Here is a 15,154-nt window from a genome sequence, read left to right as displayed (position 1 = left end):
ACCCTGCATGACCTGTCCAACGCAGGCAAGTTTGTGCCGGATCAAATTATCCGATCACCCCGCCGTATCGACTGCCAGACGACCCAAAGCCGGATCATCGGTGAAAAATCCATCCAGACCCATATCGAGATAGCGTTTGACCTCGGCGATCATGCCCTGCGGGTTGCGGGCGTTGAGTGCCCCGCCATCACGCAGCTCCTTCGGCAGACAGTAGTTTTCCGGACGTGCCGTATAGGAATGCACCAGCAGCCCTGCCCCATGCGCGTCGGTGATCAGTGTCGTGGGTGTGCCCCATGAGCCATCGGGCTTGCGTGGAATCAGATCCGTATTGGAAGGGCCGATCACGTCGGCAAACCGGCGTATGGCGCGCAGGCCTTCGGGCTTCATGAAGTCGCCGAAGGTTTGGGCGTCACTCTTGCCAAGCAGATCGGGCGGTGTCTGGCCGGGCTCGCCCATCAGGAACATGACCCGTGCCTGCGGGTTGATCGCGCGCGTCTTGTCGCCGATCGCCTTCAGATTGGTTGTTTCGAAAGACTGGAGCTCCAGAGGGGCCTGACGGGTGTATTCATGCGCCGCGATGGTGCGCAGGAACGCGGTTTCCGGGTCCAGACCGAGGCTGTGGAAATGGGTGGAATTCTTGATTTCGGGAATAAGCCCGAACGCCTTGCCGCGCGCGGCAGACTCACCGGCCACAAAATCGATGACTTCCTCAAAGGTCGGCACATCGAAATGCCCGTCATAGCGCGTGTTATGAGGGCGAAGCTGGGGCAGGCGCTCTTTTGCCCTCAGAGTCTTGAGTTCTGCCAGGGTGAAATCGGTGGTGAACCAGCCCGTCTCTTTCTGGCCATCTATGGTCAGGCTGCGCTTGCGGGCGGCAAATTCCGGACGGGAAGCGACATCAGTAGTATCGGCGATATTGCTCTCATGACGCACGATCAGCACGCCGTCCTTTGTCATGACCAGATCAGGCTCGATGTAATCGGCACCGTCTTCCATGGCCTTGGCATAGGAGGCCAGGGTGTGTTCGGGGCGCAGGGCGGAGGCGCCGCGATGCGCGAAAACGAGCGGCTTGGGCGCCAGAGAGGGGGCAGCGAAAGCGCGCGGTGTCAGAGCAGGGGCGCAGATCCCGGCGAGGCCGAGAAAGAGGGTGTGACGACGTGACAGCAAATCAGCTCTCCTGAAGCCTGTCCCCGTCATGACCCGGCCGGGAAGAGGCGGTGTGACGACAGGAGCGATGCTGCCCGACCGGGTGGCAGATGGCGCTCCTGTTTTCTGGTTGCGGCTTTATGCCGCCTTCGGACCGAACCGGATTACCAGGTGGCGCTCAGGGTCAGGAAATACATGCGCGGCGCGATGGGGAAGGCGGTGAACTGGTTGGAGACCTGGTTCACATTGACCGTGGACCAGCCCTTGGTGTTGGTCAGGTTGGTGATATTGCCCTGAACGCGCAAGGCCGGAATATGGGGAATGCCGTGAATGGTATAGCCCGCATTCATGCTGAACTGTGCGGTGGGCGAGGCCCAAAGGTCGTTGGTGTAGGTCGTGTAGCGCTTGCCCATCACATCACCGATGAACTGGCCGTAGAAATTGCCCCAGTTCGTGGTGGCAACGAACTTCTCGGTCCAGTCAGGCTGACCGGCCACATTGCGGCCTGCAATGCGGATGGTGGACGTGCCGGAGTTGTAATCGTCGTTATAGACCGACTTGTTATAGCTCAGCCCGTTATAGAGCGAGAAATGCGGGCCGAACTGCGCGGTGAAGGAGAAATCCATACCGTCTGTCGTGACCGAGCCCACATTGGCGAGCGTCGTGGCCGAACCGATGATGGAAGACAGCGACTGAGTGGTAGCGATGGCAACCAGACGGTTCGAGAAATGCACGTGGTAATATTCGGCCTGAGCCGAGATATCGGTCAGCGGCCCGAGATTGACATGGTGATGGGTGCGCAGGCCGGTTTCATAGGTCCATGAGGTCTCGACCTTGCCGTGCTTCTTGAAATCCTCGAAGGCGGCCTGGCTGGTCGCGCCCCAGGGCGTGGCATTGCCATAGCCCGCATCCTGATAGGAACGCATGTTTTCCTGGATATTGGCGAACCACTGCTCATTGGGCGTGATGTTCCACAGAGCGCCGAAAGAGGGCAGGAACGGCTTGACGGCCGCAATGGTGCCGCCCGGCACGGTCACGGCGGTGGCCGGTGAGAGCGAGCCCGGCTTGCCGGCCACAGGCAGCGTGCCATTGGTATAGACCAACTCGGACTTGAAACCTGCCGAAAGGGTGAAGTTCTTCGTCACCCGCCAGCTATCCTGCAGATGGGTGGTGAAGGTGTTGGTATAGAAATAGTTCGTGTACTGCTTGATCAGTGCGTCCTGCTGGCGGTCATAGGGCGTGGTCGGGTTGTTCGCATCCAGCGGATACCAGCGACGGGCCTGGGTGTTGTTGTTGCGCTCGTACCAGCCCCCGACCTCGAGGTCGTGATGGCCGAGCTTGTAGCGCAGCGTCGTGAGCAGGCCGCCGCGATTATCCCAGTATTCGGTCGTGCGTGTGGCATAGCCCGAGCCGCCGAACACATTGCTGAGCTGGCTGGCGCTCTGGTTCGGGAAATACGCGCCGAACAGCGTGGGCAGACCGGCGGCCGTGATCGGCCCGGCGACCACGCCTTCGCCCAGATTGTGATGATAATAGAGCTTGTTGTCCCAATGCAGGTTGGCATTGAAATCATGCTGCCAGCCCAGATAGGTCAGGAAATCCTCACGCTGCGCTGCGGAGTAGTAATTGCGGTAATTCAGCCCGGCATTCTTGTAGGCGGCAGAGTTCAGATAGGATTTGGCATAGCTGAAATCGGGATAGGTAAAGGGACGCACATAGGTGCCGTAGCCATTGGGTAGCACGATGCCGTCTTCATTGGGTTCGACCTTGTCGGACCAGTCAAAGAAATAGGTGATCTTGTCCTTGCTGCCCTTGTGCACAAATTTCGCATTGACCTGATTGCCGCCCTGATGACCGGCGAAGTCCCAGGCGCGGGCATCCTGACGAGCCCATGAGATATAGGCCGAATTGCCGTTGCCGAAATTGCCGGTATCGAAGCGGGCAAAGGTACGGAAGGTCGAGAAGCTGCCGAAAGTCTGGTCCAGCTGACCACCCATTTTCTGCTTGGGGTCGAGGGATGAAAACAGCAGCGTTCCGCCCAGATTGGAGGTCGAGGCCGTGCCGAGTGCCCCGGAGCCGGTCGCGACAGTGGCATTGCCCACGTTCTCGCTGATCACGGCGCGCTGGGGTGAGAGGCCGTTGTAATTGCCATAGGCCTGATCGCCCAGCGGAATGCCGTCCAGCGTATAGCCCAGCTGGTTCTGATTGAAGCCATGGATGAAAAGCGAGGAGTTCTGCTCGTTATTGCCCCAGGGATCGGCATTGTTGAATACGACGCCCGGCAGGATCTGCAACGCCTTGAGCGGGCTCACGCCAGGCAGGATACGCTGAAGTTGCGTGTGGCCGACGCTCTGCTCGGAGCGGGTGCGTCGCGCGGTTGCGATGACCTCTTCCGCCGGGGCGGTGGAGACGAGAGCCTTTGCTTTGCGTGACGAGCCGTGCGCCTGAACCTGCGAGGCGGGCGCTGCATTCTGATGGACGGGAAGCTTCGCTTCTGCGGCCTGGGCGGTGGCGCTCATCAGGGCGAGGGGGGAGCAGAAGAGAGACAGCGTGAGAGCGCGGCGCTGCTTGCGAAGCTTCATCAGTAAACTTTCCTTTAAGACGGGCTGGAACGCGGCGCACCCTATTCGGAGAGTTCGTTACAGTGTGTGAACCTTCCATGATCGAGTTGTGAAGGATTGATGAAATAGCGAGCCTGACCTGAAGCATCCCGGGCGATATGACGCAAAGACGCTCCGCGCTCGTTACTCGAAAGAGAGGAACCGCTTCTCTCGCCTCTCGCGGGGCAGCGGCTTCGCTCCTCTCTCCCATGCCCATGTGCGTGACGTCTTGTGAAAGCGGTCACGCAGCGGGGGCTTCACGTGCACCGCGTTCCGTCGTCCGCGCGATCACGTCCGGTGGGTGAGGAAAACTGCCTCGTCGCACTGGGACGGTCGAGGAGACCCTTCCTTGAGAACCATCGAAAAAATCGATTGTAATGTCCAAAACAATGCATTGGAATTCTATTTCTCCGACGCTTAGCCATGAGGTCGAAAGGATCTTCCATGGCCAGTTTGCAGTCTTCTCCTGTTCTCGGTGGTGCGTCGTGGGGCAGGGTCGCGAGTCTTCTGCCAGGCCTCGCGCTTTGCGCCACTGTGACAGGCAGCGCGATGCTCGCCGAGAATGTCTCGCACCGCGTCCTCGAGGGCAGAAGCCTGGAGGCTCTCGTTTTCGCCATTGTTTTCGGCGTCGCTCTGCGCAGTGTCTGGGTGCCCGGCCAGCCCCTTCAACGCGGTATCGGGTTCAGCGCCAAATATCTGCTTGAGGGGGCCGTGGTGCTTCTGGGGGCTTCGGTCAGTCTGGGCGCAGTGGTCGCAGCCGGTCCCTTGCTCCTGCTCGGGATCATGGGGCTCGTAGCAACGTCTATTCTGGTCTCCTACGGGATAGGAAGGGCGCTTGGGCTCGCGCCGCGCATGGCGCTTCTGATTGCCTGTGGCAATGCGATCTGCGGCAATTCCGCTATCGCGGCAGTCGCACCTGTCATCCGGGCCGAAGGACGCGATGTCACGGCTTCTATCGCCTTTACCGCTGTTTTCGGGGTCATGGCCGTGCTTGCTCTGCCCGTCCTGGGGCTGGCTTTGGGCATGAGTGCAACGGCATTCGGCACTTTTGCCGGGCTCGTTACCTATGCCGTGCCTCAGGTGGTTGCCGCCGCCGCACCGCTCGGGCTTGTTGCGGTTCAGACCGGCACATTGGTCAAGCTGGTGCGTGTGATGATGCTTGGACCCGTCTGCATCGTGTTATCTCTGTTTTTCAGGGCTGAAGGCGGGCAGCCCCTCATCAATGGGGCGAAAACAGGTTGGGGGAAAACCGTTTTCCGCCTCGTCCCATGGTTCATCATCGGCTTTTTCGCGCTGGCCGCCCTGCGTTCTGCCGGTCTCGTTCCACTGGTCCTTCTGCCGTTGCTTCACCACCTAGCCATGCTCATGACCGTCATGTCCATGGCGGCACTGGGTCTTGGCGTTGAGGTCGCGTCCGTCGCAAAGGCTGGCCGGCGTGTCATCGGAGCGGTGACGCTCTCCTTGCTGGCGCTGGGCCTCATGAGCTTCGGCCTGGTGGGGCTGCTAGGGCTTCTGTGAGTGCCCCGGCCACGGGGCGGTCATGAGGCTCAGGCCAAACAGGCAGGCTGGAGACGCTCCCGGGAGTGCAACTTTCCGAAGCGAAGTCGAGAGCAGGTCATATCCTGTGGCCGGTAATAAAAAAGGCCGCCCGGTATCCGGGCGGCCTCGTTTACTGATTGTCCCGGGGAGGGGAAATCAGAAGCGGTATTCGATACCGGCACCGACCACAGTCGGGTCGAGCGAGTCATGGGCCTTGATGAAGGCGCCCGACCCACGGTCATTGGCCCAGGCATGCATGCGCAGAAACATCTGCTTGGCATCCATGTTGAAGAACCAGTTGCCGACCAGCTGATAATCGAAGCCGACATTGACCGACGGGCCGCCCGTCACGCCGACATTGAGCTTCTGCACGAGGCCACCGGCGGGGGACACGTTATGGAACCATGCCAGCGTTGCACCCACGCCCACATAGGGGTTGAAGCGCTTGTGCGGGCGGAAGTGCCAGGCCAGCGTGATGGTGGGGGGCAGAGCCCAGGCGCTACCGACATCGATATTCCCAAGCGGCGTGCCCTTGGCAGCCACTTCATGGCGGGTGCTGGCTGCAATCAGGTCGATCGAAATATTATCGGTGAAGAAATATTCGAACGTCAGTTCCGGCATGACCTGGTTGGTGGTCTTCACATGACCCGGTATAGCCGAGCCATTCAGCCAGAGCTTGCTGTCGCGATCTTCCGGAATGACGCCGAGAGCCGACAGACGCACGATGAAATCGCCCTTGCCAAGACCGATCTTGGTGCTCGAGCAGGTCTTGAACAGGCCGCACTCATCGCTTGAGGAGGCGCGGGGTGCCGCCATGGCCTGTGCCTGAGGGGCCAGAACCATGTTGGTGGAAACGGGAGCGTTCACGACCGGGGCGTTCTGTGCCTGGGCGGCAGGGGCCGCGACGGCGGCTGCAACAAAGCCGGTGAGCAGCGCGCTCGAGATTTTGAAAGAGGTCTTCATCGACGTCATCCGTTATTAAACAGTGACGTTCTCTCACCATGCGCTATGATGCGCTGCCTTGATCCATGTCAAAGCGGTGACACTCAAGTGTTCGACCGTGGGGATTTGGCCACAGTATATGACTTAATGTTAACGAAACAAGAATAAGAATAAAAAAAGAGGACCGAGTTCGTCATGGATGTTCAGACCAGGGACAGTATCAGCATGCTCGGATCTTGTGGCAACTGCGGGCAATGCCTCCACTGCGAAGCACGACCGCGCAGCATTTGTTCCGTGATCGATCCGGACGATATGACTCGACTCGCTCAATACTCCCATCGTCTGGCCGTGATGGCGGGCAAGACGTTCATTCAGGAGGGGGAGCCCGCCAGTGATTTCTTCATCGTCACTTCCGGTCACGTCAAGATCTTTGCGCTGATGCCCGATGGGCGTCGCCAGATCACGGGCTTCGCACAGAGCGGCGATTTTCTCGGGCTGGCCAGTGGGTCCACTTACGGGTTCAGTGCAGAGGCGCTCGGCCCGGTTTCCCTTTGCCGCTTTTCCCGTACGGGGCTCAATATCCTCAAGCGCGAATTCCCTGATATCGAGCATCGATTGATGGAGGAAGCCTCGCGCGAACTGGTTCAGGCGCAAAAGCGCATGCTTCTCCTGGGGCGCAAGACGGCGCGCGAGCGTCTGGCAAGCTTCCTGCTTGAGCAGCATCATCGCTCCTCCACAAAGGAGATCGTTATTCATCTACCGATGAGCCGCACCGGGATTGCGGACTATCTCGGTCTTACGATCGAAACGGTCAGCCGTACGCTCAATGCGCTGCAGCGCGAGAAACTGATCGCCATCACCCAGGTGACGCAGATCACGCTTTTAAGCCTGCCTGCGCTCGAAACTCTGGCTCGTGGCGGGTAAGGGCTTGCCGGGCGGAAGATGCGGCCCGACCATGCCCAATTGATGCCTTGACGCAGCCATGATGACGGGGGAGAGAGGACACTTTCCCGCGAGAGCCTCATCCTTCAGGAGCTAGAGATCATGGACCGTTTCATCATACGTGGCGGCAGGCGTCTTGAAGGCGAGATCGTGATCGGTGGCGCCAAGAATGCCGGTCTCAAGCTCATGGTCGCGGGGCTTCTGACGTCCGAGCGTCTCATCCTGTCGAATGTCCCCAAGATCGCCGATATCGAGACCATGCAGACCCTGCTGCGTCAGCATGGCATTGCGGTCGACCCGGTCGATGCGGAGGGGCGTACCCTGTCGATTGGTGGCCCGATCACCTCGGTCGAAGCGCCTTATGACATTGTTTCCAAGATGCGCGCCTCGATTCTCGTGCTCGGTCCGCTCCTGGCCCGCGCCCATGAGGCGCGTGTTTCCCTGCCCGGCGGCTGCGCCATTGGGACGCGCCCGGTCGATCTGCATCTGAAGGGACTCGAGACCCTGGGGGCGACCATTCGCCTCGAAAATGGGTACATCAACGCCAGCGCGCCGGGCGGTCTGGTGGGCGATCGTATCGTCCTGCCTTTCGCCTCGGTTGGTGCGACCGAGAACCTGCTCATGGCGGCCACTCTGGCCAAGGGACGTACCGAAATCGTCAATGCGGCGCGTGAGCCCGAGATCAGCGATCTGGTCGAGTGTCTGAACCGCATGGGCGCACGCATCGCCGGGGCAGGGACCGGGACGCTGGTCATTGATGGTGTCGAGGCACTGACCGGCGCCCAGCATGCCATCATGGCCGATCGCATCGAATGCGGCACCTATGCCTGCGCTGCGGGTATCACGGGAGGCGATTTGCGCCTGATCGGTGGCCGCGTGCGTGATCTGGGTGCCGTGGTGCGTACTCTCGAGGAAGCCGGTGTCGAGGTGCTGGAAGAGGAAAACGCCATTCGTGTGCGCCGTACGGGCGCTCTCAAGGGCGTGGATATCATGACCGAGCCTTACCCTGGCTTCCCCACGGACATGCAGGCCCAGTTCATGGCCATGCTCGCCGTGGCCGAAGGCGCGTCGATGGTGACGGAGACGATTTTCGAGAATCGTTTCATGCATGTGCCCGAACTCAACCGTATGGGCGCACGGATCAACGTGCACGGGTCATCCGCCATCATTCGCGGCGTGAATCATCTTTCCGGTGCTCCCGTCATGGCGACCGATCTGCGTGCCTCGTTCTCACTGATTCTTGCCGGACTCGGTGCGCAGGGGGAAACCTCGCTGAGCCGCATCTACCATCTGGATCGCGGCTATGAGGCAGTCGATCGCAAGCTTTCCGCCGTTGGAGCGGATATCGAGCGTATTCGCGAGTAAGAAACAGGGACTGCCTCTCACGGAAGCCTGGGCAGAGTCACCAGCGAAAACGCAGGCCTCCCGTGATGGCGGCTGAGCCCGGCGGCGCGCCGAGCCGGGTGTCGCGATGTCCCGCAAAGAAGCTGGCCGTCAGGTCGAGCCCCTTCACCCCGGAAACCGGTAGGGCGAATATCGTCGTCACGCCCTTCTCGAACGCAATCGGTGATTCGGTGCGGTGTTCGATCGTGATCGGCGTATGACGGCGTAAAAGCGTGGCGAGATCCGGTTCAGGAAATACCTTGCTGGGTACACTGGCCTGAAGCGTAAAACTCGGGCTGCCAGCCGCGAGACCCTTGAGCGGGGCGGGGCGGGTTGACACCGAATGGGTGAGACCCTGCGGTGGCGGCATGAAATACGCGGTCTGGCCCTCCGCCGCCCGCGCATTGGCCCCCCAATACCCACCTAGCGACAAGGCACATAACAGGACACCACCCGAAGTGCCGACGCGATAGTGACGGGTGGTCCCGCTTGGAGAGGGGGGCTGAATAGTCATCGGGCGAGAGTGGCAGATCCCGCACCCGAGGCGCTGTCACATTTGGAGGCGTTTTGTTACATCAGGAAAAATCGGCTGTGTAAGGGTTAGGGCCTGTACGTCCATCCGCCCGGTCCAGAGTGGCGATACGCGCCATATCCTCTGCATCGAGTGTGAAGTCGAACACATCGAAATTCTCGTCGATACGCTTCTGGTGCGCTGATTTCGGGATGACGACATTTCCCTGATCCAGATGCCAGCGGATCGTGACCTGACCCGGTGTCTTGCCATGTTTATGGGCGATGCTGGTGATGATTTCGCCATCAAGCCCCGTTCCACGCCCGAGTGGGCTCCAGGCTTCGGTCCGAATGTCCAGCGATTCGTTGAAGGCGCGCAATTCCTTCTGCTGGAAGGCCGGATGCAGTTCGATCTGGTTGAGCACGGGCTTGACGCCTGTTTCCTCGATCAGACGGGTCAGATGCTCGGGCTGGAAATTGCAGACGCCGATAGAGCGGATGCGACCCTCGTTTTTTAGGTGAATCATCGCTTTCCAGCTTTCGACGAAAAGATCCGTTTTCGGCATCGGCCAATGAATCAGATAAAGGTCGACCACATCGCGTCGTAGCTTGCGGGCGCTGATGTCAAAGGCGCGCAGGGCTGCGTCATAGCCCAGATCCGATGCCCAGAGCTTTGTCGAGGTATAGAGATCGGGGAAGTCCTGCAGGGCATCTCCTACCCCTTCCTCATTCCCATAGAAGGCCGCCGTATCGACCATCTTGTATCCGGCCTTGGCGGCGTAGCGGACGATCTCGGCGGTTTCGTCGGCGGGTGTCTTGTAAACGCCAAGCCCGAATTGCGGGATACGCGTCCCGTCATTGAGATTCAGATGGTTCTGCTCTTCATCGACACGCGGGGTTGCCGTAGCGAGATTGGGGGTAAAGTCGCTGTGAGACATGAGGGGCTCCTGTCTTTCCCATAGGGTCATTCTTTCCCTGTCTAGCGGATCGGATGGCCGAGGGTTGCAGGCGCGGCCGGATTGGCGGTCATCACTGCGTGAGCGCGCTGCCCAGGAAGGCGGGGCAACCGGTACGCGATGCAGGCAGGGCCATGAAGCAGCGCAAAAACACCCAGCGCTCCCGGTTCTTGCGCGCGCCAGACTGTGATAGGGAGGGCACGTCATGAACGCCGCAATCGATCCCGCCCCCATCTCCTCAGCCCCTGATCAGGACGCGCCCCTCATATTGGCGCTGCCCAAGGGACGCATTCTCAAGGCGCTCGGCCCTGTGCTGGAGCGGACGGGGCTGTTCCGTGATGGCAGCGCGATCGGCGAGGGAACACGCAGCCTGCGCTTTCCGACGCTCGATCCGCAGGTCGATGTCGTGCGCGTACGGTCCTTCGATGTCGCGACATTCGTGGCGCATGGCGGCGCACAGATCGGTGTTTGCGGCGCCGATGTGCTGATGGAGTTCGATTATCCCGACATCTATGCGCCCCTCGACCTCGGTATCGGGGGGTGTCGCATTTCCATCGCGCGTCCCGTAGGCACGGGCGCGCATGACAATCAGGCTGCGAGTTCGCATCTGCGGGTTGCCACGAAATATCCCACCATCACGCGGCGCCATTTCGCCGCAAAGGGTGTGAATGCCGAGATCGTGCATCTGCACGGTGCCATGGAGCTTGCCCCCACGCTCGACATGGCCAGCGTCATCGTCGATCTGGTGGATACGGGCTCGACCCTCAAGGCCAATGGTCTGCACGAAACCGATGTCATCGCGCATGTCACGAGCCGCCTTATCGTCAATCGCGTTGCTCTCAAGACCCGGCCCGACGCCATTCGTGCCCTGATCGAACGCTTTCGCGACGCGCTTCAGGAGAATGTCGCATGAAATGGCTCCAGACCAACGAAGCCGATTTCGAGTCCCGTCTTTCGGTCCTTCTGACTGATCGCAGCGCCGTCGAGACCAGCGTGGCGGCGCCTGTGCGCGATATCATCGCCGCAGTGCGCGTGCAGGGCGATACCGCCTTGTGCGACTACACGACGCGCTTCGATCGGCTCACGCTGACCCCCGGCACCTTGCGCATCTCGGCTGACGAGATTGCCCATGAGGCAGATAAGGTCGATGCAGAACTCATGGAAGCGCTGACGCTCGCTGCGTCGCGCATCGAGTCCTTCCATCGTGCCCAGATGCCAGCGAACCTGTCCTATACGGATGAGGCAGGACTGACACTCGGGATGCGCTGGATCCCGCTCGATGCCGTCGGGCTTTACGTGCCCGGCGGCAAGGCGGCCTATCCGTCCTCGGTGCTGATGAACGCGCTTCCGGCCCGCGTGGCAGGGGTCGAGCGTATTGCCATGTGCGTGCCCTGTCCCGATGGCGTGCTGAATCCTCTGGTTCTGGCGGCTGCGCGGGTCTGCGGTGTGAGCGAGATCTATCGTGTCGGCGGGGCCCAGGCGGTAGCGGCTCTTGCCTATGGAACCCAGACCGTCCAGCCGGTGGATCGCATTGTCGGTCCGGGCAATGCCTATGTGGCTGAGGCGAAGCGTCAGGTATTCGGCCATGTCGGTATCGACTCCATTGCCGGGCCGTCCGAGGTCGTGATTGTGGCCGACAACCGCAACGAGCCGCGCTTTGTCGCGCTGGACCTGTTGGCCCAGGCCGAGCATGACGAACTGGCTCAGGCAGTGCTGATTACCGATGATGCTGAATTTGCCAGGCGCGTGGTAGAGGCTGTCGAGACAGAGTTGAAAACCCTGCCGCGTGCGGCCATTGCAGGCAGATCATGGGCCGATCATGGCGCTGTGGTGATCGTGGACAACTGGGAGGAAGCCGCTGCTATCGCCAACCGCTTCGCTTCCGAACATCTCGAGGTCATGCTTGAGGAGCCCGAGTCCTTTGCAGCGATGATCCGTCATGCCGGGGCGATGTTCCTTGGCCGCAACTGCCCCGAGGCGGTGGGTGATTACGTGGGCGGCCCGAACCACGTTCTGCCCACCAGCCGCACGGCGCGTTTCGCTTCGGGGCTTTCAGTATTCGATTTTCTCAAGCGGACCACCACGATCGCAGCCGATGCCAACGGGCTGCGTTCGGTCGGCCCCGCCGGAGCCAGACTGGCACGGGCGGAAGGCCTTCACGCCCATGCGCTCAGCTTGTCGGCCCGACTCGACGCACTTGGCTGAGACGCAATCGGCGGTGTGAAGGAAGGGGAGATACCCTCCTTTTCGCCCGCAAAATGAGCAAGAAACTTGACGGAACGGCGCTGAGTCAGCACATACGCGGCAGAATTCTTCCTGCCGGGTCTGTTCCGGCCCTTACCAGCGCACAGTCTAAAGGACTCAGATGTCAAAAGAAGACATGATCGAATTCAGCGGCACGGTTACCGAGCTGCTGCCCAATGCCATGTTTCGCGTCACGCTCGACAACGAACACACCATTCTCGCCCATACGAGCGGCAAGATGCGCAAGAACCGTATTCGTGTTCTCGCCGGTGACCGCGTGAATGTCGAAATGACGCCGTATGACCTGTCCAAGGGCCGCATCACCTTCCGCTTCAAGTAAGAGCGTTTTCGTGACCGACGGCACAAGGCCGGAGCTGGTCCTCGCCTCGGCGTCGCCAAGACGGGTCGACCTCCTGCGCCAGATCGGGCTTATTCCCGATCGTATCGACGCGGCCGAACTGGACGAATCGCCCCGACAGAACGAGACGCCACGCCTGTGTGTAGCGCGGCTTGCCCGTATGAAAGCCGAGACCGTGGCTGCGCGCTGCGAGGGTCGCGCCCTCGTGCTCGCAGCGGATACGCTCGTCGCCGTGGGGCGTCGTATCCTGCCAAAGGCAGAGGATCGCGCCACTGCCGAGCGCTGCCTGCGCCTTTTGTCAGGCAGGCGCCATACCGTACTCACAGCCGTTTGCGTCATGCCGAGCGCTCTCTGGAATGAGGGGCGGGTGGTGGAACGTCTGGTCGAGACAGATGTGACCTTTTCGCGCCTGACCGAAGCCCAGATTGCCGCCCTGCTCGATCAGGGAGACTGGCAGGGCAAAGCCGGGGGCTACGCCCTTCAGGGTGCTGCGGCCTCGCTCATCCGCTATGTCGGAGGCAGCCCTTCGGCGGTGATCGGCCTTCCCCTGTTCGAAACTGCCCAGATGTTGCGCGGACAGCCCTACCGGTTCATCGCATGAGGGAATGTCGCCTCGCCTGGTCGCCCGGCGAAGCGCGCATTGCTGTCTGCGATGATGAGACTCTCATCGATTTCGCGCTCTGGCGCCCCGGCATGTCCGATGGCTATGGCGACGTCCATGCCGTGCGCGTGCAGAAAGCCGCCGCGGCGCTCGGAGGCGCCTTTGTCACCCTTGCCGGAGGCGGGACCGGCTTCCTGACGGGGACCCATCAGGAAGGGGCGCTGGTTGCGGCGCGCGTGACCCGTAGCGCCCAGAATGGCAAGGGACTACGTCTCAAGCCACACGGAGTGCTCCCACAAGCGTGTGAGGCGCCCCAAGTTCTGGGTCGTGGCCCGACGCCGCTGGAAACACTCGCTGCCCGTTATCCTGATGCACCCATTCTGTGCGATGCACCGGCGCTGATGGCGCTTCTACCGGTTGCGCTCAGGTCGCGCCTCGAGCGTGTGGGCCAGGCTTTCGACAGCGTTCTTGACGCGCGTTGTGACGATCTGATGGCCGCCCAGACGCCGCTGCCCCATGGGCTCTGCGCCACCATTACCCCCACACCGGCCCTGACCGCGATCGATCTGGATGATCCGAACCCTGATCAGAGACGCCAGATAGACGGATTTACAGCCAATCGTCAGGCCTTCTCAGCCCTGGCTGCAGAAATTCGGATGCGCAATCTGAGTGGAGCGATCCTGATCGATCCGGCAGGGGTGGCCCTGCGCAAACGTCCGGCGCTCGTGCCGTTTCTGGCCGAGGCTCTGACAGATGATCCGCAGCAGGCAAAGGCTCTGGGCGCAACCGCGCTCGGGCTGCTGGAAGTCGTGCGCACACGCGGTCGTCCCGCCTTGCATGAACTGACGAACAGCCCCGGTGGTCATGCGCTTGCGGCGCTTCGTACGATCCTGCGCGAGAAAGAAGGGCGGGGGAGAGCCGGCAAGCCGCAACTGCGCGCGTCTGTAGGCGTGGTGCGCGCACTGGAGGCGGATCGTGACGCCATGGCGGGGTTTGCCCTGGACTGGGGCGCGTCACTGACATTGGTCATGGACCCGGATTATCCGGATCGCGTTTGGAGTTTCACCCCATGAGTTCCTGTCCGATCTGCAAACGACCCGGTGTGGAGGCCTTCCGGCCATTTTGCAGCAAGCGTTGCGCCGATATCGACCTGGGGCGCTGGTTCAGCGAGAGCTACAGCATTCCGGCCCTGCCGGATGAGGATGACGAAAAAATCGTTCCTCCCCCGCTTGATCCCCGGAACACTCTGGAGTAAACCCCCTCTCACACCGAGCGGTGCCGGTGCCCAAGTAGCTCAGTTGGTAGAGCATGCGACTGAAAATCGCAGTGTCACTGGTTCGATTCCGGTCTTGGGCACCACTTCTTCCGAAAAATTCGACAGATCCAGTCTTCATGAAATGCGGTTACGATACGCCGTGTTTTCAAGGGGCTGAATGCCCTCCCGAGGGAGGGCGAGGCTGAACGACGCCTCCTTGAGGGGATTATTGCACCCACGGAACGCCAGCTGATTTGCCATATCGGTTCTCGCCGTCTTCTCCACGCACGACCATCAGGACGATGACACCTACGAACGGGATCAATGTGATCAGAACCGCCCAGCCTGACCAGCCGCAATCATGACAGCGGCGAACGCTCAGGCTCAACTGTGCGATAGCGACATAAATCAGGGCGAGGACCATGAGGATGACAAGCACAAGCAGGATGATCTTGCCTTGTGGCCCGTAATTCTCGGGATCCAGCGCACCGAGCTGCGAAAAATGGGTAAATATTCCCGCAAAGAACCAGCCGGCGATGGTGAATATGAGATAATCACTACGTGAGCTGCGGCCTGAGAACTGAAACGCGCATTTGAGAGAATAAAGGAGGGAGGTCATTTTCTTTTTTTCCTTTTCTGTTTTTCATACTCGCATGATGCGTGGCGTCTGAAAACAGA

15 protein-coding genes and 1 tRNA gene are annotated in these 15,154 nt (G+C 60.8%); 10 read left to right on the top strand and 6 right to left on the bottom strand.

The window, feature by feature from the left end:
* Positions 1 to 54: 54 nt before the first annotated feature.
* Positions 55 to 1,167, bottom strand: a complete 1,113-nt coding sequence (locus C0V97_RS15265; protein ID WP_233582209.1) for a glycerophosphodiester phosphodiesterase family protein — start codon at positions 1,165 to 1,167, stop codon at positions 55 to 57.
* A gap of 143 nt (positions 1,168 to 1,310) precedes the next feature.
* On the bottom strand, positions 1,311 to 3,728 hold the full coding sequence (locus C0V97_RS15260; RefSeq protein WP_233582208.1) for a TonB-dependent receptor: 2,418 nt from the start codon (positions 3,726 to 3,728) through the stop codon (positions 1,311 to 1,313).
* Positions 3,729 to 4,190: 462 nt separating this feature from the next.
* Between C0V97_RS15260 and C0V97_RS15255 the strand changes: the two genes are divergently transcribed.
* The gene (locus C0V97_RS15255; RefSeq protein ID WP_127103422.1) at positions 4,191 to 5,264 is read left to right on the top strand and encodes a YeiH family protein; all 1,074 of its coding nucleotides are present in this window, start codon (positions 4,191 to 4,193) and stop codon (positions 5,262 to 5,264) included.
* A 177-nt stretch (positions 5,265 to 5,441) separates the two neighbouring features.
* Here the strand turns inward: C0V97_RS15255 and C0V97_RS15250 are convergent, their stop codons facing one another.
* Positions 5,442 to 6,248 (bottom strand): OmpW family protein, encoded by an 807-nt coding sequence (locus C0V97_RS15250; RefSeq protein ID WP_127103421.1) that lies wholly within the window; start codon positions 6,246 to 6,248, stop codon positions 5,442 to 5,444.
* Positions 6,249 to 6,539: 291 nt separating this feature from the next.
* On the opposite strand from C0V97_RS15250, the gene C0V97_RS15245 reads away from it, so the two are divergent.
* Together C0V97_RS15245 and murA are read left to right on the top strand one after the other, a co-directional pair.
* Positions 6,540 to 7,151: a Crp/Fnr family transcriptional regulator gene (locus C0V97_RS15245; protein ID WP_233582207.1), complete on the top strand. Its 612-nt coding sequence runs from the start codon at positions 6,540 to 6,542 to the stop codon at positions 7,149 to 7,151.
* 120 nt (positions 7,152 to 7,271) lie between these two features.
* On the top strand, positions 7,272 to 8,534 hold the full coding sequence (murA, locus tag C0V97_RS15240) for a UDP-N-acetylglucosamine 1-carboxyvinyltransferase (protein WP_127103420.1): 1,263 nt from the start codon (positions 7,272 to 7,274) through the stop codon (positions 8,532 to 8,534).
* Between the two features lie 37 nt (positions 8,535 to 8,571).
* Here the strand turns inward: murA and C0V97_RS18730 are convergent, their stop codons facing one another.
* Complete coding sequence (locus C0V97_RS18730; protein WP_127103419.1) at positions 8,572 to 9,066, bottom strand: hypothetical protein; 495 nt, start codon at positions 9,064 to 9,066, stop codon at positions 8,572 to 8,574.
* 61 nt (positions 9,067 to 9,127) lie between these two features.
* Complete coding sequence (locus tag C0V97_RS15230; protein ID WP_127103418.1) at positions 9,128 to 10,000, bottom strand: aldo/keto reductase; 873 nt, start codon at positions 9,998 to 10,000, stop codon at positions 9,128 to 9,130.
* A gap of 223 nt (positions 10,001 to 10,223) precedes the next feature.
* Between C0V97_RS15230 and hisG the strand changes: the two genes are divergently transcribed.
* The 7 genes from hisG (at position 10,224) to C0V97_RS15195 (ending at position 14,580) form a co-directional block, all read left to right on the top strand.
* Positions 10,224 to 10,931: an ATP phosphoribosyltransferase gene (hisG, locus tag C0V97_RS15225; protein WP_127103417.1), complete on the top strand. Its 708-nt coding sequence runs from the start codon at positions 10,224 to 10,226 to the stop codon at positions 10,929 to 10,931.
* Positions 10,928 to 12,223 carry a histidinol dehydrogenase gene (gene hisD / locus C0V97_RS15220; RefSeq protein ID WP_127103416.1) on the top strand — a complete coding sequence of 432 codons (1,296 nt, stop codon included), beginning with the start codon at positions 10,928 to 10,930 and terminating at the stop codon, positions 12,221 to 12,223. The genes hisG and hisD overlap by 4 nt, the downstream gene beginning before the upstream one ends.
* A gap of 160 nt (positions 12,224 to 12,383) precedes the next feature.
* Positions 12,384 to 12,602 carry a translation initiation factor IF-1 gene (gene infA / locus C0V97_RS15215; RefSeq protein WP_023979930.1) on the top strand — a complete coding sequence of 73 codons (219 nt, stop codon included), beginning with the start codon at positions 12,384 to 12,386 and terminating at the stop codon, positions 12,600 to 12,602.
* Positions 12,562 to 13,221: a nucleoside triphosphate pyrophosphatase gene (locus tag C0V97_RS15210; RefSeq protein ID WP_127103415.1), complete on the top strand. Its 660-nt coding sequence runs from the start codon at positions 12,562 to 12,564 to the stop codon at positions 13,219 to 13,221. The genes infA and C0V97_RS15210 overlap by 41 nt, the downstream gene beginning before the upstream one ends.
* Positions 13,218 to 14,294 carry a ribonuclease E/G gene (locus C0V97_RS15205; protein ID WP_127103414.1) on the top strand — a complete coding sequence of 359 codons (1,077 nt, stop codon included), beginning with the start codon at positions 13,218 to 13,220 and terminating at the stop codon, positions 14,292 to 14,294. The genes C0V97_RS15210 and C0V97_RS15205 overlap by 4 nt, the downstream gene beginning before the upstream one ends.
* Complete coding sequence (locus C0V97_RS15200) at positions 14,291 to 14,476, top strand: DNA gyrase inhibitor YacG (RefSeq protein WP_127103413.1); 186 nt, start codon at positions 14,291 to 14,293, stop codon at positions 14,474 to 14,476. Before C0V97_RS15205 ends, C0V97_RS15200 begins: the two co-directional genes overlap by 4 nt.
* Positions 14,477 to 14,504: 28 nt before the next feature.
* Positions 14,505 to 14,580, top strand: a tRNA-Phe gene (locus C0V97_RS15195).
* A 122-nt stretch (positions 14,581 to 14,702) separates the two neighbouring features.
* On the opposite strand, the gene C0V97_RS15190 is transcribed toward C0V97_RS15195, so the two are convergent.
* Positions 14,703 to 15,095, bottom strand: a complete 393-nt coding sequence (locus tag C0V97_RS15190) for a DUF805 domain-containing protein (protein ID WP_127103412.1) — start codon at positions 15,093 to 15,095, stop codon at positions 14,703 to 14,705.
* Positions 15,096 to 15,154 lie beyond the last annotated feature (59 nt).

The sequence above is a fragment of the Asaia sp. W19 genome (assembly GCF_003994335.1).
Lineage (GTDB): Bacteria > Pseudomonadota > Alphaproteobacteria > Acetobacterales > Acetobacteraceae > Asaia.
This window is presented reverse-complemented; position numbering and strand designations above follow the sequence as displayed.